This window comes from Sanguibacter sp. Z6_81, assembly GCF_057180625.1.
The window spans coordinates 519,723-543,090 of record NZ_JBXUFV010000002.1 but is presented as its reverse complement, the minus strand read 5'-3'; the positions used below and the strand labels follow the sequence as shown (position 1 = coordinate 543,090).

Genomic DNA, 23,368 nt, shown 5'->3' with positions numbered 1-23,368 from the left:
ACGCGCCGGACACTCCGGGGTGGAAGCGTCACGCCGCATGAACACTCACGCCGAGACCGCGACCTCCGGGGTGCACGGGGTCCATCCGTGATGGCTGCCTCGTTCACGCTTGCCTCCGTCCGACTCCTGGACCGCGACGGCCTGTGGGACGTCGTGGTCAGCGACGGACGCATGACGTCCCTCGCGCTCGCTGGCGACGATGTTCCGACGCCGACGCCGACGCCGACGCCGACGCCGACGCCGACGCCGACGCCGACCACCGTCGACGGGAAGGGCCTCCTCCTCGTTCCGGGCTTCGTCGACCTCCACGTCCACCTCGACAAGGCTTTTCAGGCGACCGCCCTCGAGCGTGCGTACGGGAGCGCGCACAGTCTCGAGCAGGCGATCGAGCGCACGGCGCTCCTGCGCAGCTCGCTCGACCTGGCGACCGTCGAGCGCAACGCCGACCGCGTGCTCCGGATGATGGTCAGCGGCGGCACCGTGGCTGCGCGCGGTCACGTCGAGATCAGCGAGACCACGGACCCCGCGATCGTCGCCCTCCACCTCGACCTCGCCGAGCGCCACCCGGAGATCTCGCTCGAGCTCACGGCGTTCGCGCAGCACGGGACCACGCGCGACAGCCGGACGCTGCGAAGCATGGACCGGGCCATGGCTGACGGGTGCCGGGTCGTGGCCGGGTGCCCCTACGCCGACCCGGACCCGTTGCGGCACCTCGACGACCTCATCGACCTCGCACGCGCGTGGGACGCGCCGGTCGACCTGCACCTCGACCTGAGCGACCGTCCCGAGGACCTGCTCCTCGACCAGGTGATCCCGCGCATCGAGGCAGCGGGCCTGCAAGGTCGCGTCGTGGTGGGCCACCTCACGACGCTCACCGCGCTCGGGCCCCGGCAGGTCCGCGAGCTCGTGGCCGCCATGCGTGGTGCCGGTATCGCCGTCGTCGCCATCCCCACCACCGATCTCTTCCTCAGCGGACGGCACCAGGACGTCGCACCGACCCGGGGCGTGACCCGCATCGCCGAGCTTCTCGACGCTGGGGTGCCGGTCGCTCTGGCGAGCAACAACCACGAGAACGCCTTCACCCCGGTCTCGATGCCCTCGCTGACCCACGCCGGGTGGCTCGCGTCGCTCACAAACTACATGAGCACGTCGGACCACCAGCTCGCGCTGCTCGACGCGATCAGCCGCGTCCCGCGGTCCCTCCTCACCGGACCGGCCCCGGGGCTCGAGGTCGGGGGAGTCGTGGGTGGTGCGCTCTTCGATGTTCCTTCACCGGTCGACCTCATCCGCTCGGCGGCGCGCCCGGTGGCCCTGGTGACGGCCCGGGACGGTGTGGTCGCACCCGGAGCAGGGAGGGTGCCCGCGCTGGTCGGGGTCCAGAAGGACGAGCTCGTGGCGCCGTCCCGGTACCCCGCGCGCTGACAGAGACGGAGCCACCAATAAGGCGCACCACGACGACCTAGAGCCCCGGACCCGTATCCTCCCGGACTTCCTCCGCTAGCCTGCGGGAGTGACTTCTGAACCCACCCTGGCCGCCGTCGTCCGACACCTCGACGCGCGCTACCCACCACGCACCGCGGAGGGCTGGGACGCCGTCGGGCTCGTCGCGGGCGACCCGGCCGCACCGGTCCGCAAGGTCCTCTTCGCGGTCGACCCGGTCCTCGACGTCGTCGACGAGGCGCTCGCGTGGGGTGCCGACCTCGTCGTCACCCACCACCCCCTGCTCCTCGACGCGGTGCACTCCGTCGCCGCGACCACGGCCAAGGGAGCGGTCGTCACACGGCTTCTCGCAGCGGGTTGCGGTCTCTACACCGCGCACACCAACGCCGACTCCGCAGAGCGCGGCGTCGCGGACGCGCTCGCGGACCTCCTCGGGCTCGTCGACCGTCGCCCGCTCGTCCCCGCGGCCGACCTGCCGCTCGACAAGCACGTCGTCATGGTGCCCAGCGACGGCGCCGACGCGATCATCGATGCCATGGCCGACGCGGGTGCGGGCGGGATCGGCGAGTACTCCCGGGCAGCGTGGACGACGACGGGCACGGGCACCTTCGTCCCGTCGCGCGACGCCAACCCGACGATCGGCAGCCCGGGCGAGGCCGAGCAGGTCACGGAGACCCGCATCGAGATGGTCGCGCCGCGCGGGGTCCGGCGCGAGGTCGTGGCAGCGATGATCGCGGCGCACCCCTACGAGGAGCCCGCCTACGACGTCCTCGAGCTCGCCGGGCGCGAGGTCGCGACCGGGCTCGGTCGGGTCGGACGCCTCCCCGAGCCGGTGACGCTCCGTGCGCTCGCCGAGCTCCTCGCGGCCGAGCTCCCCGCGACCGCGCAGGGGGTCAGGGCCGCCGGAGACCCGGACGCGACCGTGACGACGGTGGCGGTGCTCGGTGGTTCGGGCGGCTCGCTCATCGGCGCTGCCCGGGACGCTGGCGTCGACGTCTACGTGACGTCCGACCTCAAGCACCACGACACGTCCGAGGCGCGTGAGCGCGCCGCGTTCGAGGCGGCGCACCGCGGCGCGTCCGCGGACGACGGCCGTCCCTTCCTCGTCGACACGGCGCACTTCGCGTCCGAGTGGCCGTGGTTGCGCTACGCGAGCGAGGACCTGGTGCAGGACCTCGCCGCCGACGGCACTACGGTTGAGGTCGCAGTGAGCACCCGGTCCTCCGACCCCTGGACGTTCCGCGTCCCGTCGTCCCAGACCCCGCTGTTCGCACCCCCTACGGAAGGACACCGCTCGTGACCACGGCACCCGTCGAGGACCAGCGCCGACTGCTCGACGTCCAGGCGCTCGACACCCGGACACAGCAGCTCGCGCACAAGCGCACGACCCTGCCCGCGCTCGCCCGGGTCGCTGAGGTCGAGGCACAGCTGGCCGACCTCCATGCGGCGCTCGTCGCGTCGCGGACAGCGGTGAACGACCTGCGTCGCGAGCTCGCCAAGGCCGAGTCCGACGTCGAGCAGGTGCGTGTGCGGGTCACCCGCGACAAGCAGCGCCTCGCGTCCGGTGGGGTGAGCGCCAAGGACGCCCAGGCGCTCACGAACGAGCTGGAGTCCCTGGCCCGCCGGCAGAGCGCGCTCGAAGACATCGAGCTCGAGGTCATGGAGCGGCTCGAGGCGCACCAGGACACGCTCGCGAAGCTCGACGAGGCCAACGAGAAGGTGCTCGAGGCCAAGCGTGAGGTCGAGGCGGAGCGGGACGCTGGATTCGGGGAGATCGACGCGGAGCTCGAGTCCGTGGCTGCGCAGCGCGTGGTCGCGGCCCGCGGGCTCGACGAGGGCCTGCTCGCCCTCTACGACAAGCTCCGCGGGCAGCTCGGGGGCCTGGGCGCCGCCGCCCTCCGTGGCCGCCGGTGCGAGGGGTGCCGGCTCGAGCTCAACCAGACCGACCTCCAGGCGATCCGCGCCGCCAAGCCCGAGGACGTCGTCCGGTGCGAGGAGTGCGGCCGCATCCTCGTGCGCCCGCAGGAGACCGAGCACAAGGCGTAGCCGATGGTCGACGAAGGAACGTCCGACCGCATGACGCCCGACGGGCAGGGTGGGGCCGCCGAGGACGCCGGAGCTCCTGGCGACCCGCGCTCCCGGGTGCACCGGCCGTCAGGATCGACGCTCCGGTTCGACGACGCTGAGCCAGCGACCATCGTGCTCGTCCGGCACGGGGTCACGCCGTACACGCTCGTGGGCGCGTACTCGGGAGGTGGAGTTGCCGGCCCCTCGCTCACAGGCCACGGACGCATCCAGGCGGCGAAGGTCGCGGATCTCGTCAACCGGGTCGGCAGGCAGCTGTGGCAGGACCTGCCGCGGCCCCGCGCCGTCGTCGCCTCCCCGATGGTCCGCACCCAGGAGACCGCGGCGGCAGTCGGGCGGCGTCTTGGCCAGGTCGTGCGCACCGACCCGCGCCTCGCCGAGTGCGACTTCGGTGAGTGGGAAGGCTTCACGCGCGCCGAGATCGAGTCGCGGTGGCCCGGAGACCTCCGGCGCTGGCACGAGTCGGGCGAGGTCCGAGCGCCGGGTGGTGAGTCCATCGCTGACGTCGGCGCACGCGTCGAGGCGTGCCTCGGGTCGCTGGGCGACACCGCGCCGGGCAGGACGACCGTCGTCGTGGCCCACGCCGTCGTCGTCCGGGCGGCCGTCGGCATGGCCGCCGGTGCGCCGGTCGACAGGTGGCAGCGCTTCCGCGTCCCACCGGCATCGATGAGCATCCTCCGGCGCTGGCCCGACGGGACGAGCGAGATCACCGTCGTCGGGATGCCCTCCGAGGCCTGACCGGACCCGAGGGCCGACGCGGGAGCGACGGCTCGCGGAGCGATCCTCTGCGGGATCAGGTGACGACGAGCTCGAGTGTCGAGCGACCGTTCTTCGCCGCCGTCGTGGTGTCCAACGTCACGTCGAGCACGTGCGTCCCGACGAGCTCGCCCGCCGCCTCGAGCAGTTCCGCGCTCGTCCGTGGTGGTGCGCCTGCGCGGACGAGGAGGTGCCGGGTGAGGACCCCGCGTGCGTGCTTGGCGTTGTGGGAGACGACGGACCGGACCCCGTCGAGATCGCGCACCACCCGGACCGTCACCCAGTCCGTCCCGGCTGCCGGGCGCCACGCCGCGGTGTAGGCGGCCGATCGGCAGTCGACGACGACGTCGGAGGCGGCCCGGGGCTGCAGCACCTCGTGCAGGTGCGGGCGCCATGCCGCAGCGAGCGGCCCGATGCCGGGGAGATCCGTGCTCATCGACAACCGGTACGCGGGGATCCGGTCGGCGGGGGAGACGGCACCCCACAGCGCGGAGACGGTCACGACCGACGCCGCAGCGCGAGCCGTCCCACGCTCGTCGAGATCGCCGAGCCCCGCCGCGCCGTAGAGCACGCCCGTGTACACCGATCCGGCGGTAGCAGCGGGGTCCGTGAGGAGCCGGGTGTTGCGGGCCACCTCCGGGGCGAGGCTGGCGCCGACACCGAGCGTCTCGAGAGCATCCCGGCGGGCGCTCGCCCGGGCGAGCGCCCGCAGGACGCGTGTCCGGTGGCGGTTGAGGGCAGGTGCGGAGAAGGTGTCGAGCTGGACCGGCTCGCCCTGCTCCGGAGCGGTCTTTCCCTCGGACGGAGGCAGGAGGATGAGCACCGAAAGATTTTAGTACCTCGCGCACCGGTGACCGGCCTCGCTAGTCTCGGCCCATGGCACAGCTCAAGGTGTACGGCCGACGCTCGGTCTGGGGGCAGCGACGGGCCGCGCTGTCCGACCTCCTCCACGACGCGCTCGTCGCCGCGTGGCAGATGCCCGCGGACAAGCGGTTCCAGCGGTTCCTGTGGCTCGAGGACGACGACCTCGTCGCCCCGCAGCGTGGTGCGGCGTACCTCGTCGTCGAGGTCGTCGCGTTCACCGGCCGCAGCCCGGAGGCCAAGCGGGCGCTCGTTCGCGAGATGTACGACCGCGTGTGCCCGGCGCTCGACCTCGCCGTGGAGGACCTCGAGATCGTCCTGATCGAGAGCGACCGCGCGAACTGGGGCATCCGTGGGATGAGTGGCGACGAGCTCGTGCTCGGCTACACGGTCACCGTCTGAGTGCCACGCCCGGTAGGCTTGCCCCGAGCGGATGAGTTGGCCAGACGGCCGCGTCGGGAGGTCCGCCTCCTGCCGAGGAACGTCCGGGCTCCACAGAGCGAGGTGGTGGGTAACACCCACCCGGGGTGACCCGCGGGACAGTGCCACAGAGAACAGACCGCCGGCAGCGTTCGCGGTGCCGGTAAGGGTGAAACGGTGGTGTAAGAGACCACCAGCGTGCCGGGTGACCGGTGCGGCTCGGTAAACCCCACCTGGAGCAAGGTCAGACAGGATGCGTTCGAGGGCTGCTCGCCCGAGCATCCGGGTAGGCCGCTGGAGGCGTGCGGCAACGCACGTCGTAGATGGATGGTCGTCGCCCGCGCGTGGGTAACCGTGCGCGGGACACAGAACCCGGCGTACGTGCTGACTCATCCGCTCGTTCACCGTCTGCCGTTCGATGAAAACGCAACTACGTATGATATTGGTCAAGCGCTTGCCAAGAAGTCACGCGGCGTCCTAGTCTGTTGAGCGTGTCGTCAGGGCTCATGTGGCACGTGCGTGAGCCGGAGTATTCGTGGCACCGACGCGAAAGTGGTGTGGCATGACGGACATCAAGGCTTCAACAGGTGGTATCCGGCTCAACGAAGAGTCGGCGAAGAGCGTCGTCGAGATGTGGGGCGAGATCGACGTCGCTCTGCGTCCCGAAGCGAGCGCGGCCCTCGCGACCGCCCTCGACCGCAATCTGCCGGTCATCATCGACACCTCGCGGGTGACCTTCATGGACTCGACGGGGATCGCTTTCCTCGTGCAGTTCTACACGATCGGGCACGAAGAGGGCCTGCACGTCACCCTGCGCAACCCGCCCACGGCCGTCAGCGACGTGCTCGCGATGCTCGGCGTCGACGACTTCCTCCGGCGCGAGCCCGCGGACCTCGCGCTCAGCTGAGCGACGAGCCGCGCACGTGGCTCGACCCTACGGAGCAGTGGGGATGCGCGACCATGCAGACGCCCCGGACCAGAGGACTGGTCCGGGGCGTCTGACGTGCGGCGCCTAGGCGCCCTGGCGCTGCTGCGCCGCGAGCGCTGCCGCACCGACGATCCCGGCGGCGTTGCGGAGCTGCGCGGGGATGATCGGCGCGCGCAGGTCGAGGAGTGGCAGGAACTGCTCGTGGTGCTTGCTCACGCCCCCACCGACGACGATGAGGTCGGGGGAGAACAGGTACTCGACCACGGAGAAGTAGCGCTGGAGACGCTTGGCCCACTGCTCCCACGACAGGTTCTCCCGGTCGCGGGCGCTGTCCGCCGCGCGTGACTCGGCGTCGTGGCCGTCGATCTCGAGGTGCCCGAGCTCGGTGTTGGGCAGCAGGTGACCGTCGACGATGAGGGCGCTGCCGATCCCCGTCCCGAGCGTGACGACGAGGATGACCCCCGACTGTCCGCGGGCGGCTCCGTACGTGGCCTCACCGAAGCCCGCGGCGTCGGCGTCGTTCGCCGCGACGACCCGTCGGCCGGTGGCCTCCGCGGCCAGGCCCTCGAGGTCGACCCCTGCCCACGACGCGTCGAGGTTCGCGATGCTCGGGACGACTCCGTGATGGATGGGTGCGGGGAACGCGACCCCCACGGGCGTCGAGTCCGGGAGGTCGAACGACCCGACGAGCTCCTGCATGATCGCCTGCACCGCGGCGGGCGTCGACGCTGCGGGAGTCTTGATGCGTACGCGCTCTGCGGCGAACTCTCCGGTGGCCAGGTCGACGGGGGCGCCCTTGATCCCGCTCCCACCGATGTCGATGCCGAACCCGATGCCTGTGAGTGTGCTCTGTGTGGGGCTCGCGCCCGCTGTGGGTGTGGTGTTCATGGCAGTGTGAGGATCTCCGCTCCGGTATCGGTGACGACGAGGGTGTGCTCGAACTGGGCGGTGCGCCGCCGGTCCTTGGTCACGACGGTCCAGCCGTCGTCCCAGATCTCCCATTCGTGGGTGCCGAGCGTGAGCATGGGCTCGATCGTGAACACCATGCCCGGCTCGATCACCGTGGCGTAGTGGGGCGCGGCGTCGTAGTGGGGGATGATCAACCCCGAGTGGAAGGCCTCCCCGACGCCGTGCCCTGTGTAGTCGCGGACCGTCCCGTACCCGAACCGGTCCGCGTACTTCTCGATGACGCGGCCGATGACGTTGACCTCGCGCCCTGGTTTCACCGCCTTGATCGCGCGGTCGAGCGCCTCGCGTGTGCGCTCCACGAGCAGCCGGGACTCCTCGGGGAGCTCTCCGACACCGAAGGTTGCGTTGTTGTCGCCGTGCACGCCGCCGATGAATGCCGTGATGTCGACGTTGACGATGTCGCCCTCGACGAGCTCGAGGGAGTCAGGGATCCCGTGGCAGATGACCTCGTTGACGGACGTGCACAAGGACTTGGGGAACCCGCGGTACCCAAGGGTCGAGGGGTACGCACCGTGGTCGAGGAGGAACTCGTGCCCGATCCGGTCGAGCGCATCTGTCGTGACCCCGGGCGCGACGTGCCGGCCGACCTCGGCGAGCGCCTGCGCTGCGATGCGGCTGGCGACACGGATCCTCTCGATCGTCTCCGGCGGGACGACGTCCGGACCCGTGTAGGGCGTGGGAGCCGGCTGGCCCACGTACGAGGGACGCGGGATCGAGGCAGGGACGGCGAGCGTCGGGCTGACGGTCCCGGGACTGAGCAGGGGGCGCTGCGCGACTGGCATGGAGGAAGTCTACGGACTCCCGTCTCCCGTGCCCCCCGGGGCCGGCTTCGACCGGCGAGAAGACAGCTCCGTCGGCCATGATGGGGGTGACCGGGGCGCGGAGGCGTCCACCAGGGCGTGCACCCCGAGCGGGTCGCGGAGCGAGGCGAGGAGCGGACCATGACGGCACCCGCGGAGTTCTACTTCAACACCAAGACGCGTGAGGTCGAGGAGGGTAAGCCCTCCTCGTGGCGCCACCGGATGGGTCCGTACCCCACGCGCGAGGCGGCAGCGCGTGCGCTGAGCCTCGCCGAGCAGCGGACGGAGACGTGGGACGCGGCCGACGAGGAGGAGGAGCAGCGGTAGCTGCCCCCGCAGGGAGTGATCCCTCGGGATGCGCTCAGCTCTCGTACTGGTGCTCCGGGCCGGGGAAGGCACCGCCGCGCACGGCATCGACGTAGTCCTGCGCCGCTGTGGTCAGCGCAGCGCCCACCTGGCCGAACTGCCGGGCGAACCGTGGTGACCAGTCACCCATGCCAGCCATGTCGGTCCAGACGAGCACCTGACCGTCGACGTCGGCGCCGGCTCCGATGCCGATCGTCGGGATCCGCAGGGCCTCGGTGACCCTCGCCGCCACCGGCGCGGGCACCATCTCGAGGACGACAGCGACGGCGCCGGCCTCCTGGAGCGCGACCGCGTCCGCGAGGAGCCGGTCGCCGGCACCTTCGGCGCGGCCCTGCACGCGCTTCCCCCCGAGCAGGTTCTCCGACTGCGGCGTGAAGCCGAGGTGACCGAACACCGGGATTCCCGAGGCCGTGAGGAGCTCGACGTGCGGAGCCATCCGCGCTCCACCCTCGAGCTTCACCGCGTGGGCTCCGCCCTCCTTGAGCAGCCGCACCGCGTTCGCGTGCGCATGCTGCGGCGAGGCCTCGTACGCGCCGAACGGGAGGTCGGTGAGCACCATCGCGTACTTCACCGAACGGGAGACGGCGCGGGAGGCGACGATCATCTCCTCCATCGTCACCGGGATGGTCGAGGTGTGGCCGAGGGTGTTGTCGCCGACGGAGTCACCGACGAGCAGCAGGTCGACCTCTGCCGCGTCGAAGATCCGCCCGGTGATCGAGTCGTAGGCGGTGAGCATGGTGAGCTTGCGTCCTGCCGCCTTCGCGTCGAGCAGGTGATGCACGCGGAACCGCTTGCGGGGCGCTGGGGTGCTCGGCTGAGCGGGGGACTGGTCCATGTGTGTGCCTTCGGCCGGAGGATCTGGGAGACGGGGGAGTCAGGTCTGGGGCTCGCGCCACCGCGACGTGATGGGCAGCCGGCGGTCTCGCCCGAACGCCAGGGCTGTCACCTTCGGACCCAGCGGGTACTGCCGTCGCTTCCATTCGGCCCGGTCGACGAGGCTGACCACCTTGTCGACCACCGCGGGGTCGAATCCCCGCTCGAGGAGCTCGGCGCGGCCCTCCGCGTGCTCGATGTACGCGTCCAGCACCTCGTCGAGGAGGTCGTAGGGCGGAAGCGAGTCCTGGTCCACCTGCCCGGGGCGCAGCTCGGCGGAGGGCGGCTTCGTGATCGAGCTCTCGGGGATCGGTGGGATCTCTCCACGGTCGACGGCGAGGTTGTTCCGCCACCGGGCCAACGCCCACACCCGCGACTTGTCGACGTCCTTGAGCGGGGCGTACCCACCGACGGCGTCCCCGTAGATGGTGGAGTACCCGACCGCGAGCTCGGACTTGTTGCCCGTCGCGAGCACGAGGTGCCCCTCGGCGTTGGACAGGGCCATGAGGATCATGCCGCGCACGCGCGCCTGGAGGTTCTCCTCGGCGACGCCCGTCAGGTGCATCTGGCCCTGGAACGCATCGACCATCGGGGCGATGGGCTGGACCCGGTAGTCCGCGCCGATCCGCTGCGCGAGGTCCTGCGCATCGTCCTTGGAGTGCTCGGACGAGTACACCGACGGCATGGAGACGCCGACGACGTTCGCGCCGCCGAGCGCGTCCGCGGCGATGGCTGCGACGAGCGCGGAGTCGATCCCGCCGGACAACCCGAGAGTCACGGAACGGAAGCCGTTCTTCGAGGCGTAGCCGGTGAGCCCCACGACGAGCGCCCGGTAGATCTCCTCGTCCGTGCTCAACGGCGGGGCGACCTCGCCGCGGCGGGGCTCCTCGTCATCCTCGGCGAGGTCCCACACGAGCAGGTGCTCGACGAACTGCGGTGCGCTCGCCAGGACTGTCCCGCCGGCACCGACGACGAACGACCCCCCGTCGAAGACGAGGTCGTCCTGGCCACCGACCATGTTGACGTAGACGACGGGCGCACCGAGCTCGCGCGCGCGCCGGGCAGCGAGGTCCGTCCGCACGTGCCCCTTGCCCTCCTCGAACGGGGAGCCGTTGAGCACGAGCAGCGCCGCGAGCCCCGCACCGGAAAGCGAGGCGACGGGCCCGCTGTCCTGCCAGATGTCCTCGCAGACGACGATCCCGAGCCGGCGACCGCGGACCTCGATGACGCACGTGGCATCGCCGGGCGCGAAGATGCGGTACTCGTCGAAGACGCCGTAGTTCGGCAGGTGGTGCTTGTCGTAGCTGGCCGCCACCGTGCCGTGCTGAAGCACGACGGCCCTGTTGGTCGGGCGGGTCGTCGGATGGTCGGCGCTCGCGCGGGACGCCCCGACGGAACCGACGACGACGCTGAGGTCTCCCAGCCCGAGCTCGTCGAGCCGGCCCGCCAGGACGGTGAGGGCGTCGCGCGCCGCGCGCTGGAAGGACGCCCGCAGGGCGAGGTCCTCGATGGGATACCCCGTGACCGTCATCTCCGGGAAGACCACGACGTCGGCGCCGGCGTCAGCCGCCCGTCGGGACCAGTCGAGGACGGCCTGGGTGTTGTTCTCGATGTCTCCGACGCACGTGTCGATCTGCGCTAGAGCGATCCGGATCTCGGCCATGCACCTCACCCTAGGGCTTTCGTCGCGCATTTTCGGAGCGGCAGCCACCGCCCGGGCTCGGCATCAGGCAGGATGTACTCATGGACAGGCAGCAAGAGTTCGTGCTCCGCACGGTCGAGGAGCGCGACATCCGCTTCATCCGCCTCTGGTTCACCGACGTGCTCGGCATGCTCAAGTCGGTGGCGATCGCCCCGGCGGAGCTCGAGGCCGCCTTCACCGAGGGCATCGGCTTCGACGGGAGCGCGATCGAGGGACTCACGCGGGTCTACGAGGCGGACATGATCGCGCGCCCGGATCCCACGACCTTCCAGGTGCTCCCGTGGCGCGGTGAGCACCACGGCGCGGCCCGCATGTTCTGCGACATCCTCACCCCGGACGGCGAGCCGTCGCTCGCGGACTCCCGCAACGTCCTCAAGCGGGCGCTCGCCAAGGCCAGCGACCAGGGGTTCACCTTCTACACGCACCCCGAGGTCGAGTTCTACCTGTTCGAGCCGCCCACCGCCGACGGCCCCCTCGTGCCGATCGACCACGGCGGGTACTTCGACCACGTCGCACGGACCCAGGGTCACGACTTCCGGCGTGCGGCGATCACGATGCTCGAGTCGATGGGGATCTCGGTCGAGTTCTCCCACCACGAGGCCGGTCCGGGCCAGAACGAGATCGACCTGCGGTACGCGGACGCGCTCACGACCGCCGACAACCTCATGACGTTCCGCACGGTCGTCAAGGAGGTGGCGCTCGAGCAGGGCGTGTTCGCGTCCTTCATGCCGAAGCCGCTCGCCGACCAGCCCGGGTCGGGGATGCACACCCACCTCTCGTTGTTCGAGGGTGACCGCAACGCGTTCCACGAGCCCGGCGCGACCTACGAGCTGTCGAAGACCGCCCGCCACTTCATCGCCGGCCTCCTGCACCACTCCGCGGAGATCACCGCGGTGACGAACCAGTACGTGAACTCCTACAAGCGCCTGTGGGGTGGCGCCGAGGCGCCGAGCTACATCTGCTGGGGACACAACAACCGCTCGGCGCTCGTGCGCGTGCCGATGTACAAGCCGGGCAAGGGCAACTCCAGCCGCATCGAGTACCGGGCGCTCGACACCGCGACGAACCCCTACCTCGCGTTCGCGCTCATGCTCGCCGCCGGCCTCAAGGGGATCGAGGAGCAGTACGAGCTCCCCGAGGCCACCGAGGACGACGTGTGGGAGCTCACGGACGCCGAGCGTCGCGCGATGGGCATCAAGCCCCTCCCGCAGTCGCTCGACGACGCCGTGAACATCATGGAGAAGTCGGAGCTCGTCGCCGAGACGCTCGGCGAGCACGTCTTCAACTTCGTGCTGCGGAACAAGCGCCAGGAGTGGGACGGCTACCGCGCGCAGGTGACGCCGTTCGAGCTCAAGCGCCTGCTCCAGGTCCTCTGAGCAGCCCCGGCCATCGCGGGACGGGCGGGTGGACCCGATGGTGATCTCGACCCGTAGACCGACGCTCCGGGGCCGGTTGACCCGGCTCGGGTTCACCGACGTCGCACGGTCGGTGCAGCTGTGCTCCGACAAGGATCTCGTCGCGGTGGTCGGAGAGGTCACGCCCTCCTCGACGGTGCTCGCCGCGCTCGGCGAGGCCGCTGACCCCGACCTCGCGCTGCTCGCCCTCGTCCGGCTCTGCGCGTCCTCGTCCTGCGACGGGTCCGCAGCCGGAGCCGCGCGCACCGCGCAGCTGGGCCGCCTGTTCCGCGACGACCCCGACGGTTGCCCCAGCGAGGACCCCTCGCAGGAGATGGCCCGGCGTCGCCTCGTCGCAGTCCTCGGCGCGTCCTCCGCGCTCGGCGACGAGCTCGTGCGGCACCCCGACCTCCTCGACGACCTCCTGCCAGCCAGGTCAGCCGTCGGGGTGGACGTCCGGACCGTGCGACGAGAGATGCTCGACGCCGTGGGGGCAGACCCCGAGGCGCGTGCGCCGGTCGCGACGCTCTCCCACACCGAGGCGGTCGACGCGATGCGGCGGGCCTACCGTCGGCGGCTGCTGCTCATCGCCGCGACCGACCTCACGTCGACCGAGCCGCTGTCGATCCTCCCAGCCGTTGCCGCTGCTCTCGCTGACCTTGCCGCGGGCGCCCTCGAGGCCGCGCTGGCCATCGCGCGTGCCGAGCTGCCGGACCACGGCGAGGGCGTGCGCATCGCCGTGCTCGGCATGGGCAAGTGCGGCGGTCGCGAGCTCAACTACGTGAGCGACGTCGACGTCATCTACGTCGTCGAGCCGGAGCCCGGCTACTCCGAGGACCACGCGACGTCCGTGGGTGCACGCCTGGCGACCGGTCTCACGCGCGCGTGCGGAGGCCCGAGCGGCGAGCCCGCGCTGTGGCCCGTCGACGCGGCCCTGCGCCCCGAGGGCAAGAACGGCCCGTTGGTCCGCACCCTCGCGAGCCACGTGTCCTACTACGAACGCTGGGCCAAGACGTGGGAGTTCCAGGCGCTGCTCAAGGCGCGGCTCGCCGCCGGTGACGCGGATCTCGCCCGGGAGTACGTCGCGGCTGTCACGCCCATGGTGTGGAGCGCGGCCGGACGCGAGAACTTCGTCGAGGACTCCCAGAAGATGCGCCGCCGCGTCGAGGACCATGTCCCGGCCGCCGAGGCAGACCGGCAGATCAAGCTCGGCAAGGGTGGGCTCCGGGACGTCGAGTTCACGGTCCAGCTCCTGCAGCTCGTGCACGGCCGCTCCGACCCGACCATCCGTAGCTCGAACACGCTCACCGCGCTCTGCGCGCTGGCGGAGGGTGGGTACGTCGGGCGGGAGCACGCGGCGCAGCTGGCCGTGTGCTACCGGTTCCTGCGTTCGCTCGAGCACCGCGTCCAGCTGTTCAAGCTGCAGCGCACGCACCTCATGCCGACGAGCGAGGACGACCTGCGCAGGCTCGCCCGGTCGCTGGGCATGCGCGCCGAGGGGGCCGAGGGACTGCTCGCCCGGTGGCGCACCACGCGACGACAGGTCCGAGGCCTCCACGAGGAGCTCTTTTACCGCCCGCTCCTGCCGGCGACCGCGCAGCTGTCGGCGGAGGAGGCGAGCCTCGCCCCTGAGGCCGCGCGTGCACGCCTGGCGGCGATCGGTTACCGCGACCCGGGTGGTGCTCTGCGGCACATCGCCGCACTCACCGAGGGGATGAGCCGGCGAGCGTCGATCCAGCGGCAGCTGCTGCCCGTCATGCTCGGCTGGTTCGCGGAGGGGTCCGATCCCGACGGCGGCCTGTTCGCCTTCCGGCGGCTGTCCGAGGAGCTCGGCAGCACCCACTGGTATCTCAAGCTGCTGCGCGACTCCGGCTCGGCGGCGTTCCGCCTGGCGTATCTGCTCTCGACCTCGCGGTACGTCGCGGAGGCACTCGGGCGGTCACCGGAGTCCGTGACCTGGCTCGCGGAGGACGCGCGCCTGCAGCCGTTGCCAGCCGAACGGCTGCACACGGAGCTCGACGCCTTCCTCACGCGTGCGGACGACCCGCAGCAGGCGGTGACGCTCGTCCGCGCTCTGCGGCGCCGCGAGCTCGCGCGTATCGCGTGCGCCGAGCTTCTCGGTGTGATCGACGGCAAGAACGCCGCGCCGGCGATCTCCGATGCCGCCGACGTCGCCCTCGTCGGCGCGCTGCGTGTGGCCTGTGCGGTCGTGAGCGAGGAGCGCGGCACTGCGCACCCGCCCGCACGCTTCGCCGTCATCTCGATGGGACGTCTGGGGGGTCGTGAGCTCGGGTACGGGTCCGACGCGGACGTGATGTTCGTCTACGAGGCTGTCGAGGGAGCGAGCGAGGCGGACGCTCAGGCGTTCGCCCACGCGCTCGCGCTGCGCCTGAGGTCCTTCCTCGGGACCGCCAGCGAGGAACCTTCCCTGCAGGTGGACGCCGACCTTCGCCCGGAAGGGCGGAACGGTCCGCTCGTCCGGTCGTTCGAGTCCTACGTCGAGTACTACGGTCGCTGGTCCTCCCCGTGGGAGAGCCAGGCACTGCTCCGCGCCAGACCGGTGGCCGGTGACGAGGGGCTCGGCGAACGGTTCATCGCGCTCATCGACCCGCTGCGTTACCCGGTCGGCGGACTCGATGCCGCGACCGTGCGGGAGATCCGCCGGATCAAGGCGCGCGTCGAGTCCGAGCGCCTGCCGCGGGGCGTCGACCCCACGCGGCACCTCAAGCTGGGCCGTGGGGCCATCAGCGACGTCGAGTGGACCGTGCAGCTCCTCCAGCTCATGCACGCCCATGAGATCCCCGAGCTGCGGACCACCGGGACGCTCAGCGGCCTGGCGGCTGCTCAGAAGGCCGGCCTCCTCGACGCCCAGGACGTGCAGACGCTCGCGACGGCGTGGCAGTTCGCCTCGGACCTCCGCGACGCCGTCGTGCTCTGGTCCGGGCGCATCGGAGGAGCGACGGCCGATGTGCTGCCCTCGGACCGGGTGGCGCTCGGCGGCATCGCCCGGGCGGTGCACTACCAGTCCGGCAGCGGCGCCGAGATCGAGGAGGACTACCTCCGGGCGGCTCGACGCTCGCGTGCCGTCATGGAGCGCGTCTTCTACGGCCGCGAGGACTGACCTGCCTCGTCCTCCCGGGCCGAGGATCCTGAGGTGGTCGTCGGCGCCTTCTTCTCCGCGGACCCCGGGTCCTGGAACATGGGGGAGTCGACGAGCTCGTGGCGGCGCAGATAGGTCGATGCGACCGCCTGGATCGTGGCGGCGATCGGGAGGCTGAGGAACGCGCCGAGCGCACCGAAGACTGCTCCGAAGGCGAGCACGACGACGAACGAGACCGCGGGGTTCATCTCGAGGGCACGCCCGGAGATCTTCGGGGAGAGCCAGAAGTTCTCGATCTGCTGATAGGCGACGATGAACCCGGCGACGAGCAGCGCCTTCTCCGGTCCGTCCGTCGTGATCGCGAAGATCACGGGCAGCGCCCCGCCGATGTACGTCCCGATCGTGGGGACGAACTGCGACACGACACCCGTGAAGAGCGCGAGCGGGAGCGCGAACGGGATGTCGATGATGGTGAGGAACACGCCCGTCGCCACGCTGGAGAGGGCAGCGAGGGCGACGCGGGAGTTGATGTACCCGGAGATCTTCATCTGGGTGATCTCCCACAGGCGCAGCACCTCCGTCTGGTTCGCGGGGCTCAGCCACGCGCAGATGGACGCACGGAACCGCGGACCAGCAGCTGCGAGGTAGTAGGCGACGAGGAGGATGACCGAGAGGCTGAAGATCCCGGAGACGAGCGAGGACCCGATCTCGATCGCCCGGCTCGCCACCTCTCCGCCCCAGTCGTTGACGACCTGGGTCTGCAGCTCAGCCATCTCCGGGATCTGGACGGCGAACTGCTCCTCTGCCCAGTCCGTCACGTCGTCGTACGTGTCGGGCAGTGTCGTGATGAGCTGCCCGGCCTGGTCGAGGAACAACCCGCCGAAGAGGGCGAGGACGACGCCGACACCAGCGATGAGGCTGAACAGGACGGCGCCGGTGGCGAGGCCGCGCTTCCAGCCGTGACGAACGAGCCACAGGATCATCGGCTCCATGGCGAGCGCGACGAAGAGCGCGATGACGAGGTTGACGATCAGCCCGTTGAGGGACCCGAGCGCCCGCCACACGAAGATCCCGAGGAACACCGCGCCGATGCACATCAGGAGCGCACGCGGCAGCCACCGCGGCGGGCGGGTGCTCTCGATGAGAGCAGGGCGGGTGTCCACGGGGCCTCCACGAGCCGATGACGATGGGTGTGGAACGCGGGCTGTCCGGGCGCCACCGGGAGTGAACCTACCGCAGAGAGGGACAGGCGCCGCCCCTTCTCGCGGCCCACGCCACCGTCTGGTGCGAGCAGCAACGGTGAGCGAAAGGAGACGATGTCACGCTATGTGCCTATTGTGAAGGGTGTTCGAAGCTCGACAGACGATGAGCGTCCACGGTCGGACCGCGGCGGCACGCGGGGCGGACGGGATGTGAGTGGAGGCAGACCGTGGACCAGAAGCCCGCGTCACCGCAGATCGAGCTCGCGCACCGGGAGGCGGAGGAGTCGCTGCCGTTCTCGGACGACCGGGACTTCCGCGATGCGGACCGTGGCTTCCTGGCCGCCCGCGTCCCGGGCACCGTCACCGCCGAGGACGGCCGCGTCGTCTGGGACAACGACAGCTATGCCTTCCTCGCTGGCACCGCGCCCACGACGGTGCATCCGAGCCTCTGGCGGCAGTCCCAGCTGGCCGCGAAGCAGGGCCTGTACGAGGTCGTCGACGGGGTCTACCAGGTGCGGGGGCTCGACCTGTCGAACGTCACCTTCGTGGAGGGCGACACCGGGGTGATCGTCATCGACCCGTTGATCTCCACCGAGACCGCGGCCGCAGCGCGGGAGCTGTACGCGGCGCATCGAGGAATGCGCCCCGTCGTCGCGGTGATCTACACCCACAGCCACGTCGACCACTTCGGCGGCGTCTTCGGTGTCGCGTCCCAGGCGGACGTCGATGACGGGCGCATCGAGATCATCGCCCCCGAGGGCTTCACGGAGCACGCGGTCGCCGAGAACGTCTACGCCGGCGTGGCGATGGCCCGACGCGCCGGATACATGTACGCCGCATCGCTGGATCGAGGTCCGCGGGGGCAGGTGGGTGCCGGCCTCGGCCAGACGACGTCCGGGGGAGAGGTCGGCCTCATCGTGCCGACCATCCACATCACGAGGACCGGGCAGACGCACACCGTCGACGGCATAGAGATCGAGTTCCAGATGGCTCCCGGGTCCGAGGCACCGGCCGAGATGCACCTCTATCTCCCGCGCTACCGGGCGCTGTGCCTCGCTGAGAATGCCACCCACACGTTGCACAACCTCCTCACGCTCCGTGGTGCGCTCGTGCGCGATCCGCATGCCTGGGCGGGATACCTCACCGAAGCGCTGACGCTCTTCGCCGACCGCACCGAGGTCGCGTTCGCCTCGCACCACTGGCCGACATGGGGGAGGGAGGAGATCGTCGAGTTCCTCAGCACGCAACGCGACCTGTACTCGTACCTGCACGACCAGACGCTCCGGCACCTCAACCAGGGCCTCACCGGCACCGAGATCGCCGAGGTCATCGAGCTGCCGCCGGCGCTGCGGAGGGCGTGGAACGCGCGGGGCTACTACGGCTCGGTCAGCCACAACGTCAAGGCGATCTACCAGCGCTACATGGGCTGGTTCGACGGCAACCCCGCCCGGCTCTGGCCGCATCCCCCAGCCCAGCTCGCGGCACGATACGTCGACGCCCTCGGAGGCATCGACAGGACCGTCGACCTCGCGCAGGCGGCGTTCGACGCCGGAGACTTCCGCTGGGCGGCGACGTTGCTCGACCACGCCGTCTTCGCCGACGAGGACCACGCCGCCGCACGCGCGCTCCACGCCGACACGCTGGAGCAGCTCGGCTACGGCGCCGAGAACGGCACCTGGCGCAACTTCTTCCTCGCCGGTGCGGCCGAGCTGCGGGGGAGCAGCCTCGGCACCCCTTCGTCCTCCTCAGCCGCGCCCGCCCTGCTCGCCCAGCTCACGCCCAGGCACCTGTTCGACGCCCTTGCGGTGTCGGTCGACGGTCCTGAGGCGTGGGACCTCGACCTCGCCCTGGTCGTGAGGTTCACGGAGCTCGAGGAGGCCTACCGGCTCACTCTCAAGAATGGCGTGCTCATCAGCGCCCGGTGCGAGGACGACACCACCGAGCGACTGACGGTCAGTGCGACGAAGCGACGGATGATCGCCCTCATGGCCGGCGACCTCACCTCCCCCGGCGTGGAGCTCACCGGCGATGCGGCAGTACTCGATGCACTCCTCGGAGTGCTGGACCGGGGGGACCCCGCCTTCCCGATCGTCACACCGTAGGCGCGGGGGCGAGCAGGGCCACCCGCGGCAGGCCCGGATTCCGGGGTGCAGCGGGTGACGACGAGGTTCGCTACCGACCGCCACGTGCCCCCGGACGCAGAAGAGTCCGCACGTGCCGCCGTGGTTGTCTGGCGGCTCGTGCGGACTCTTTGCGGACTACTGCGGGACCTGGCCAGCGTTCCCGCAGGTCAGGCGACCATCAGAGGTCACATGTCGTAGTACAGCTCGAACTCGTGCGGGTGCGGGCGCAGACGGATCGGGTCGATCTCGTGCGTGCGCTTGTAGTCGATCCACGTCGAGATGAGGTCCGGCGTGAAGACGTCACCGACCGTGAGGAAGTCGTGGTCGGCCTCGAGGGCGTCGAGCGCCTCGCCGAGCGACGCGGGCACCTGCTGGATCGCAGCGTGCTCCTCGGGCGGGAGCTCGTAGAGGTCCTTGTCGACCGGCTCCGGGGGCTCGATGCGGTTCTTGATGCCATCGAGGCCTGCGAGCAGCTGGGCTGCGAACGCGAGGTACGGGTTGGCCGTCGGGTCCGGCACGCGGAACTCGACGCGCTTCGCCTTCGGTGAGTTCCCGGTGACGGGGATACGGATGCACGCGGAGCGGTTGCGCGCCGAGTAGACGAGGTTGACGGGCGCCTCGTAACCCGGGACCAGGCGGTGGTAGGAGTTCACCGACGGGTTCGTGAACGCGAGCAGCGCGGGCGCGTGCTTGAGCAGACCGCCGATGTACCAGCGCGCGATGTCGGAGAGGCCGCCGTAGCCCTTCTCGTCATAGAAGAGCGGCTCGCCGTCCTTCCACAGCGACTGGTGGGAGTGCATGCCCGAGCCGTTGTCGCCGAAGATCGGCTTCGGCATGAAGGTCGCGGACTTGCCGGCCTCCCAGGCGACGTTCTTGATGACGTACTTGAACTTCATGAGGTCGTCGGCAGCGGCCGTCAACGTCGAGAAGCGGTAGTTGATCTCCTGCTGGCCGGCGGTGCCCACCTCGTGGTGCGCGCGCTCGACGTCGAGGCCGACCTCGCCGAGGACTGCGCACATCTCGTCACGCAGGTCAGCCATCTGGTCGTTGGGGGAGACGGGGAAGTAGCCACCCTTGTAGCGGGTCTTGTAACCCAGGTTGCCACCCTCCTCCTCGCGGCCCGTGTTCCAGGCCGCCTCCTTGGAGTCGAGCTTGTAGTAGGACTCGTTCGCGCTCGTCTTGAAGCGGACGTCGTCGAAGATGTAGAACTCGGCCTCGGGCGCGAAGAACGCCGTGTCCGCGATGCCGGTGGAGCGCAGGTAGGCCTCAGCCTTGAAGGCCACGTTGCGCGGGTCGCGCGAGTACGCCTCGTCGGTGAAGGGGTCGACGATCGAGAAGTTCACGATGAGCGTCTTGCGCTTGCGGAACGGGTCGACGTACGCGGTGGTGACGTCGGGGATGAGCTTCATGTCCGACTCGTGGATCGCCTGGAAGCCACGGATCGAGGACCCGTCGAACATCATTCCGTCGGTGAAGGCCGACGCGGCGAACTGCGAGATCGGGATGTTGAAGTGCTGCATCACGCCCGGCAGGTCGCAGAACCGGACGTCGACGAATTCGACACCCTCGTTCTGGGTGAAGGCAATGGCCTCCTCGGCGTTCTTGAACATCCGCTACTCCTTGATCGGGGGCGCCCTCTTACCCGGGCAGTGAAAAACTAGAGGTCAGGGATTTCTCGTGCATGTTCCTCATGTTTCGCGCGTGTTACGAAGACGTCGCCCGTGTATCGGTCGCGTGTCCGGCGCGGTCCGTGAGGGTCAGCGCCCCCGCATCCCCTTGCGGTCGGGTCGCGCACGGTTGGGGTCGACGCCCTTGGGGATCGGCATCCGGATCTTCCCGAGCGCGGTGAGACGCTTGCCCACCTCGCCGACCTCGGCGCGCGTGAGCTTCGGCTTGAGCTTCTGCACGTGACGCGCGAGCTTGGGCAGGGGCACCTGGCCCTCGGCGTTGCCGCACTGCACGACGATGACGGGCACGCTCGACAGGACGCGGTTGAGCTTGCGCTGCTCGGCATCGATGAGCTTCTTCACGCGGTGCGGGGGCCCCTCGGTCACGAGGACGATCCCGGGACGTCCGAGGCCCCGGAACACGAGGTCCTGAGTCTTGGGGTCGACCGCGACGGGCTCCTCGTCGAACGTCCAGCCGCGGCGGATCGTCCCGAGCGCGGCGCGCGACGCGCCTGGCTGACCCTCGATCTCGGCGTACTGCGCCTTCTCAGCCCTGCGCGCCAGGACGAACATGGCAGCCAGGAGGGCGAACGGCAGGCCCACGATGGAGACGTAGATGACCAGGCCCCACCAGAGGCCGAGCAGGACCGCGACCGCCATGACCGCCGCGAACGCCGCGAGCATGAGCCACGGCAGGACGCGGTCGTGCTCGTACGTCATGCGGTAGGCGCGGGCCACCTGGTGATACCAGCGGACCTTCTTGGGCTTCTTCTGCTTCGGTGCGCCCTGCGCACCGGGAGCACCACCGGGGGCGGTTGCGTCACTGTTCTTGCGAGCCATGATCCTCAGTCTAGTGGGGGCGTACGCAGGCCCCGGCGCACGTCAGCGACGTGGACGGGGGCCTGTGCGCGCCGGGCGGACGGGTCAGGAGCGGCGTCAGCGCGACGGGCGCAGCAGGAGGCTCGAGGCCTCCTGCCGGGACGTCGTCGGCTCACCGAGGTGGGCGAGCGCAGCGGGGATGTCCATGCCGCGTCGCTTCATGGCCTGGCCCCACAGGCGGCCGGCACGGTAGGAGGACCGGACGAGCGGCCCGGACATGACGCCGAGGAACCCGATGCGCTCGGCCTCGTCCGACAGCTCGACGAACTCCTCGGGCCTGACCCAGCGGGACACCGGGTGGTGGCGCACGGACGGACGCAGGTACTGCGTGATGGTGATGAGGTCGCACCCGGCGTCGTGGAGGTCCTGGAGAGCCTCCTTCGCCTCGTCCATCGTCTCGCCCATGCCGAGGATGATGTTCGACTTCGTCACGAGGCCGGCCTCGCGCGCCCGGGTGAGGACCGACAGCGAGCGGTCGTACCGGAACCCGGGGCGGATCTCCTTGAAGATCCGGGGGACGGTCTCGAGGTTGTGCGCGAGGACCTCGGGGCGGGACTCGTTGACCGCGTCGAGGAGCTCGGGGATCGCGTTGAAGTCCGGGATGAGCAGCTCCACCCCGGTGCCGGGGTTGAGTGCGTGGATCTGCCGGACGGTCTCGGCATAGAGCCATGCGCCGCCGTCGGGCAGGTCGTCGCGCGCGACGCCGGTGATCGTCGAGTACCGCAGGCCCATCGACAGGACGGACTCCGCGACTCGACGCGGCTCGTCCGCGTCGAAGTCTGCGGGCTTGCCCGTGTCGATCTGGCAGAAGTCGCACCGGCGCGTGCACTGGTCCCCACCGATGAGGAACGTCGCCTCACGGTCCTCCCAGCACTCGAAGATGTTGGGGCACCCGGCTTCTTCGCAGACGGTGTGCAGCCCCTCCTTCTTCACGAGGCCCTTGAGCTCCGTGTACTCCGGACCCATCGTCGCCCGGGTCTTGATCCACTCGGGCTTCTTCTCGATCGGGGTGGCGCTGTTGCGGGCCTCGACCCGGAGCATGCGACGTCCTTCAGGTGCGATTGTCACGCGAGGTCTCCCAGGAGTTGGCGTTCGGGTCAGCCTACGGCAGCACAGGGCTCGGACCCGGGTCTGCTGGAAGCAGCAGATGTGACGTGGGTGACACGTCGGCGAGGGTCCGTTCGAGATGCATCTGCAGCAAGGGTGCGACGTCGGTGACGGTCATCCGACGACCGGCCTCCACGCTGAGAGAGGTGACGTCCGCATCGGTGATGCCACAGGGGACGATGGACCCGTAGCGGTCGAGGTCCGGGTCGCAGTTGAGCGCGAGCCCGTGCATCGTCACGCCGCGTGCGACGCGGACGCCGATGGCGCACACCTTGCGGTCGCGCTGCCACGACGTCGCCGGGAACCAGACGCCGCTGCGTCCCTCGACGCGGACGGTCGTCAGCCCGAGGTCGGCGCAGAGGTCGATGACAGCCTGCTCGAGCCGGCGCACGTACTCCACGACGTCGAGCGGCTCGCGGAGCGCGACGATCGGGTACGCGACGAGCTGCCCGGGGCCGTGCCACGTGATCTTCCCGCCGCGGTCCACGTCGACGACCGGGGTCCCGTCCGTGGGGCGCTCCGCGATCCGGGTGCGCCGCCCCGCGGTGTAGACCGAGGCGTGCTCGACGAGCAGGACGGTGTCCGGCCGCAGACCCTCGACGACCTCCGCGTGCACCTGGCGCTGCAGCGCCCACGTGGTCTCGTAGTCGGCGTGGGCGGTCCCCAGGTCGACCGGTTGGAACTCCATGGGGTCAG

General features: G+C 70.5%; 20 protein-coding genes and 1 other RNA gene. 11 read left to right on the top strand and 10 right to left on the bottom strand.

Annotation, left to right across the window (positions count from 1 at the left end; genetic code table 11):
- Nucleotides 1–90: 90 nt before the first annotated feature.
- The 4 genes from AC2AXK_RS07455 (at nucleotide 91) to AC2AXK_RS07440 (ending at nucleotide 4,263) form a co-directional block, all read left to right on the top strand.
- On the top strand, nucleotides 91–1,422 hold the full coding sequence (locus tag AC2AXK_RS07455) for an amidohydrolase family protein (protein ID WP_484344721.1): 1,332 nt from the start codon (nucleotides 91–93) through the stop codon (nucleotides 1,420–1,422).
- 88 nt (nucleotides 1,423–1,510) lie between these two features.
- The gene (locus AC2AXK_RS07450) at nucleotides 1,511–2,740 is read left to right on the top strand and encodes a Nif3-like dinuclear metal center hexameric protein (RefSeq protein WP_484344720.1); all 1,230 of its coding nucleotides are present in this window, start codon (nucleotides 1,511–1,513) and stop codon (nucleotides 2,738–2,740) included.
- Nucleotides 2,737–3,486 (top strand): zinc ribbon domain-containing protein, encoded by a 750-nt coding sequence (locus AC2AXK_RS07445; RefSeq protein WP_484344719.1) that lies wholly within the window; start codon nucleotides 2,737–2,739, stop codon nucleotides 3,484–3,486. Before AC2AXK_RS07450 ends, AC2AXK_RS07445 begins: the two co-directional genes overlap by 4 nt.
- A 3-nt stretch (nucleotides 3,487–3,489) precedes the next feature.
- On the top strand, nucleotides 3,490–4,263 hold the full coding sequence (locus tag AC2AXK_RS07440) for a histidine phosphatase family protein (RefSeq protein WP_484344718.1): 774 nt from the start codon (nucleotides 3,490–3,492) through the stop codon (nucleotides 4,261–4,263).
- A gap of 55 nt (nucleotides 4,264–4,318) precedes the next feature.
- Here the strand turns inward: AC2AXK_RS07440 and AC2AXK_RS07435 are convergent, their stop codons facing one another.
- Entirely contained in the window at nucleotides 4,319–5,104 is a 786-nt protein-coding gene (locus tag AC2AXK_RS07435; RefSeq protein ID WP_484344717.1) for a YaaA family protein, read from the bottom strand.
- Nucleotides 5,105–5,157: 53 nt separating this feature from the next.
- On the opposite strand from AC2AXK_RS07435, the gene AC2AXK_RS07430 reads away from it, so the two are divergent.
- From AC2AXK_RS07430 to AC2AXK_RS07420, 3 genes are all read left to right on the top strand, one after another.
- Nucleotides 5,158–5,544 (top strand): tautomerase family protein, encoded by a 387-nt coding sequence (locus tag AC2AXK_RS07430; protein WP_484344716.1) that lies wholly within the window; start codon nucleotides 5,158–5,160, stop codon nucleotides 5,542–5,544.
- 32 nt (nucleotides 5,545–5,576) lie between these two features.
- Nucleotides 5,577–5,958, top strand: an RNA gene (rnpB, locus tag AC2AXK_RS07425) — RNase P RNA component class A.
- Between the two features lie 166 nt (nucleotides 5,959–6,124).
- Nucleotides 6,125–6,469, top strand: a complete 345-nt coding sequence (locus tag AC2AXK_RS07420; RefSeq protein ID WP_484344715.1) for an STAS domain-containing protein — start codon at nucleotides 6,125–6,127, stop codon at nucleotides 6,467–6,469.
- A gap of 105 nt (nucleotides 6,470–6,574) precedes the next feature.
- Here the strand turns inward: AC2AXK_RS07420 and ppgK are convergent, their stop codons facing one another.
- Both ppgK and map read right to left on the bottom strand, forming a co-directional pair.
- Complete coding sequence (ppgK, locus tag AC2AXK_RS07415) at nucleotides 6,575–7,378, bottom strand: polyphosphate--glucose phosphotransferase (RefSeq protein WP_484344714.1); 804 nt, start codon at nucleotides 7,376–7,378, stop codon at nucleotides 6,575–6,577.
- The gene (gene map / locus AC2AXK_RS07410) at nucleotides 7,375–8,241 is read right to left on the bottom strand and encodes a type I methionyl aminopeptidase (protein ID WP_484344713.1); all 867 of its coding nucleotides are present in this window, start codon (nucleotides 8,239–8,241) and stop codon (nucleotides 7,375–7,377) included. The genes ppgK and map overlap by 4 nt, the downstream gene beginning before the upstream one ends.
- Nucleotides 8,242–8,400: 159 nt before the next feature.
- Between map and AC2AXK_RS07405 the strand changes: the two genes are divergently transcribed.
- Complete coding sequence (locus AC2AXK_RS07405) at nucleotides 8,401–8,586, top strand: SPOR domain-containing protein (RefSeq protein WP_484344712.1); 186 nt, start codon at nucleotides 8,401–8,403, stop codon at nucleotides 8,584–8,586.
- A gap of 34 nt (nucleotides 8,587–8,620) precedes the next feature.
- On the opposite strand, the gene panB is transcribed toward AC2AXK_RS07405, so the two are convergent.
- Complete coding sequence (gene panB / locus AC2AXK_RS07400; RefSeq protein ID WP_484344711.1) at nucleotides 8,621–9,460, bottom strand: 3-methyl-2-oxobutanoate hydroxymethyltransferase; 840 nt, start codon at nucleotides 9,458–9,460, stop codon at nucleotides 8,621–8,623.
- Nucleotides 9,461–9,499: 39 nt separating this feature from the next.
- On the bottom strand, nucleotides 9,500–11,161 hold the full coding sequence (locus AC2AXK_RS07395) for an NAD+ synthase (RefSeq protein ID WP_484344710.1): 1,662 nt from the start codon (nucleotides 11,159–11,161) through the stop codon (nucleotides 9,500–9,502).
- A gap of 80 nt (nucleotides 11,162–11,241) precedes the next feature.
- Here AC2AXK_RS07395 and AC2AXK_RS07390 point away from each other — a divergent pair, with 80 nt between their 5' ends.
- Together AC2AXK_RS07390 and AC2AXK_RS07385 are read left to right on the top strand one after the other, a co-directional pair.
- Nucleotides 11,242–12,576, top strand: a complete 1,335-nt coding sequence (locus tag AC2AXK_RS07390) for a glutamine synthetase family protein (protein WP_484344709.1) — start codon at nucleotides 11,242–11,244, stop codon at nucleotides 12,574–12,576.
- Between the two features lie 37 nt (nucleotides 12,577–12,613).
- On the top strand, nucleotides 12,614–15,715 hold the full coding sequence (locus AC2AXK_RS07385; protein WP_484344708.1) for a bifunctional [glutamine synthetase] adenylyltransferase/[glutamine synthetase]-adenylyl-L-tyrosine phosphorylase: 3,102 nt from the start codon (nucleotides 12,614–12,616) through the stop codon (nucleotides 15,713–15,715).
- On the opposite strand, the gene AC2AXK_RS07380 is transcribed toward AC2AXK_RS07385, so the two are convergent.
- Nucleotides 15,697–16,857 (bottom strand): AI-2E family transporter, encoded by a 1,161-nt coding sequence (locus tag AC2AXK_RS07380; RefSeq protein ID WP_484344707.1) that lies wholly within the window; start codon nucleotides 16,855–16,857, stop codon nucleotides 15,697–15,699. The genes AC2AXK_RS07385 and AC2AXK_RS07380 overlap by 19 nt on opposite strands.
- 266 nt (nucleotides 16,858–17,123) lie before the next feature.
- On the opposite strand from AC2AXK_RS07380, the gene AC2AXK_RS07375 reads away from it, so the two are divergent.
- The gene (locus AC2AXK_RS07375; protein ID WP_484344706.1) at nucleotides 17,124–18,998 is read left to right on the top strand and encodes an alkyl/aryl-sulfatase; all 1,875 of its coding nucleotides are present in this window, start codon (nucleotides 17,124–17,126) and stop codon (nucleotides 18,996–18,998) included.
- A gap of 206 nt (nucleotides 18,999–19,204) precedes the next feature.
- On the opposite strand, the gene glnA is transcribed toward AC2AXK_RS07375, so the two are convergent.
- The 4 genes from glnA to lipB form a co-directional block, all read right to left on the bottom strand.
- On the bottom strand, nucleotides 19,205–20,629 hold the full coding sequence (glnA, locus tag AC2AXK_RS07370) for a type I glutamate--ammonia ligase (RefSeq protein WP_484344705.1): 1,425 nt from the start codon (nucleotides 20,627–20,629) through the stop codon (nucleotides 19,205–19,207).
- 147 nt (nucleotides 20,630–20,776) lie between these two features.
- Nucleotides 20,777–21,526, bottom strand: a complete 750-nt coding sequence (locus AC2AXK_RS07365; protein ID WP_484344704.1) for a DUF4191 domain-containing protein — start codon at nucleotides 21,524–21,526, stop codon at nucleotides 20,777–20,779.
- 96 nt (nucleotides 21,527–21,622) lie between these two features.
- Nucleotides 21,623–22,633 (bottom strand): lipoyl synthase, encoded by a 1,011-nt coding sequence (gene lipA, locus AC2AXK_RS07360; RefSeq protein WP_484344703.1) that lies wholly within the window; start codon nucleotides 22,631–22,633, stop codon nucleotides 21,623–21,625.
- A gap of 34 nt (nucleotides 22,634–22,667) precedes the next feature.
- Nucleotides 22,668–23,360: a lipoyl(octanoyl) transferase LipB gene (gene lipB / locus AC2AXK_RS07355; protein WP_484344702.1), complete on the bottom strand. Its 693-nt coding sequence runs from the start codon at nucleotides 23,358–23,360 to the stop codon at nucleotides 22,668–22,670.
- Between the last annotated feature and the right edge of the window lie 8 nt (nucleotides 23,361–23,368).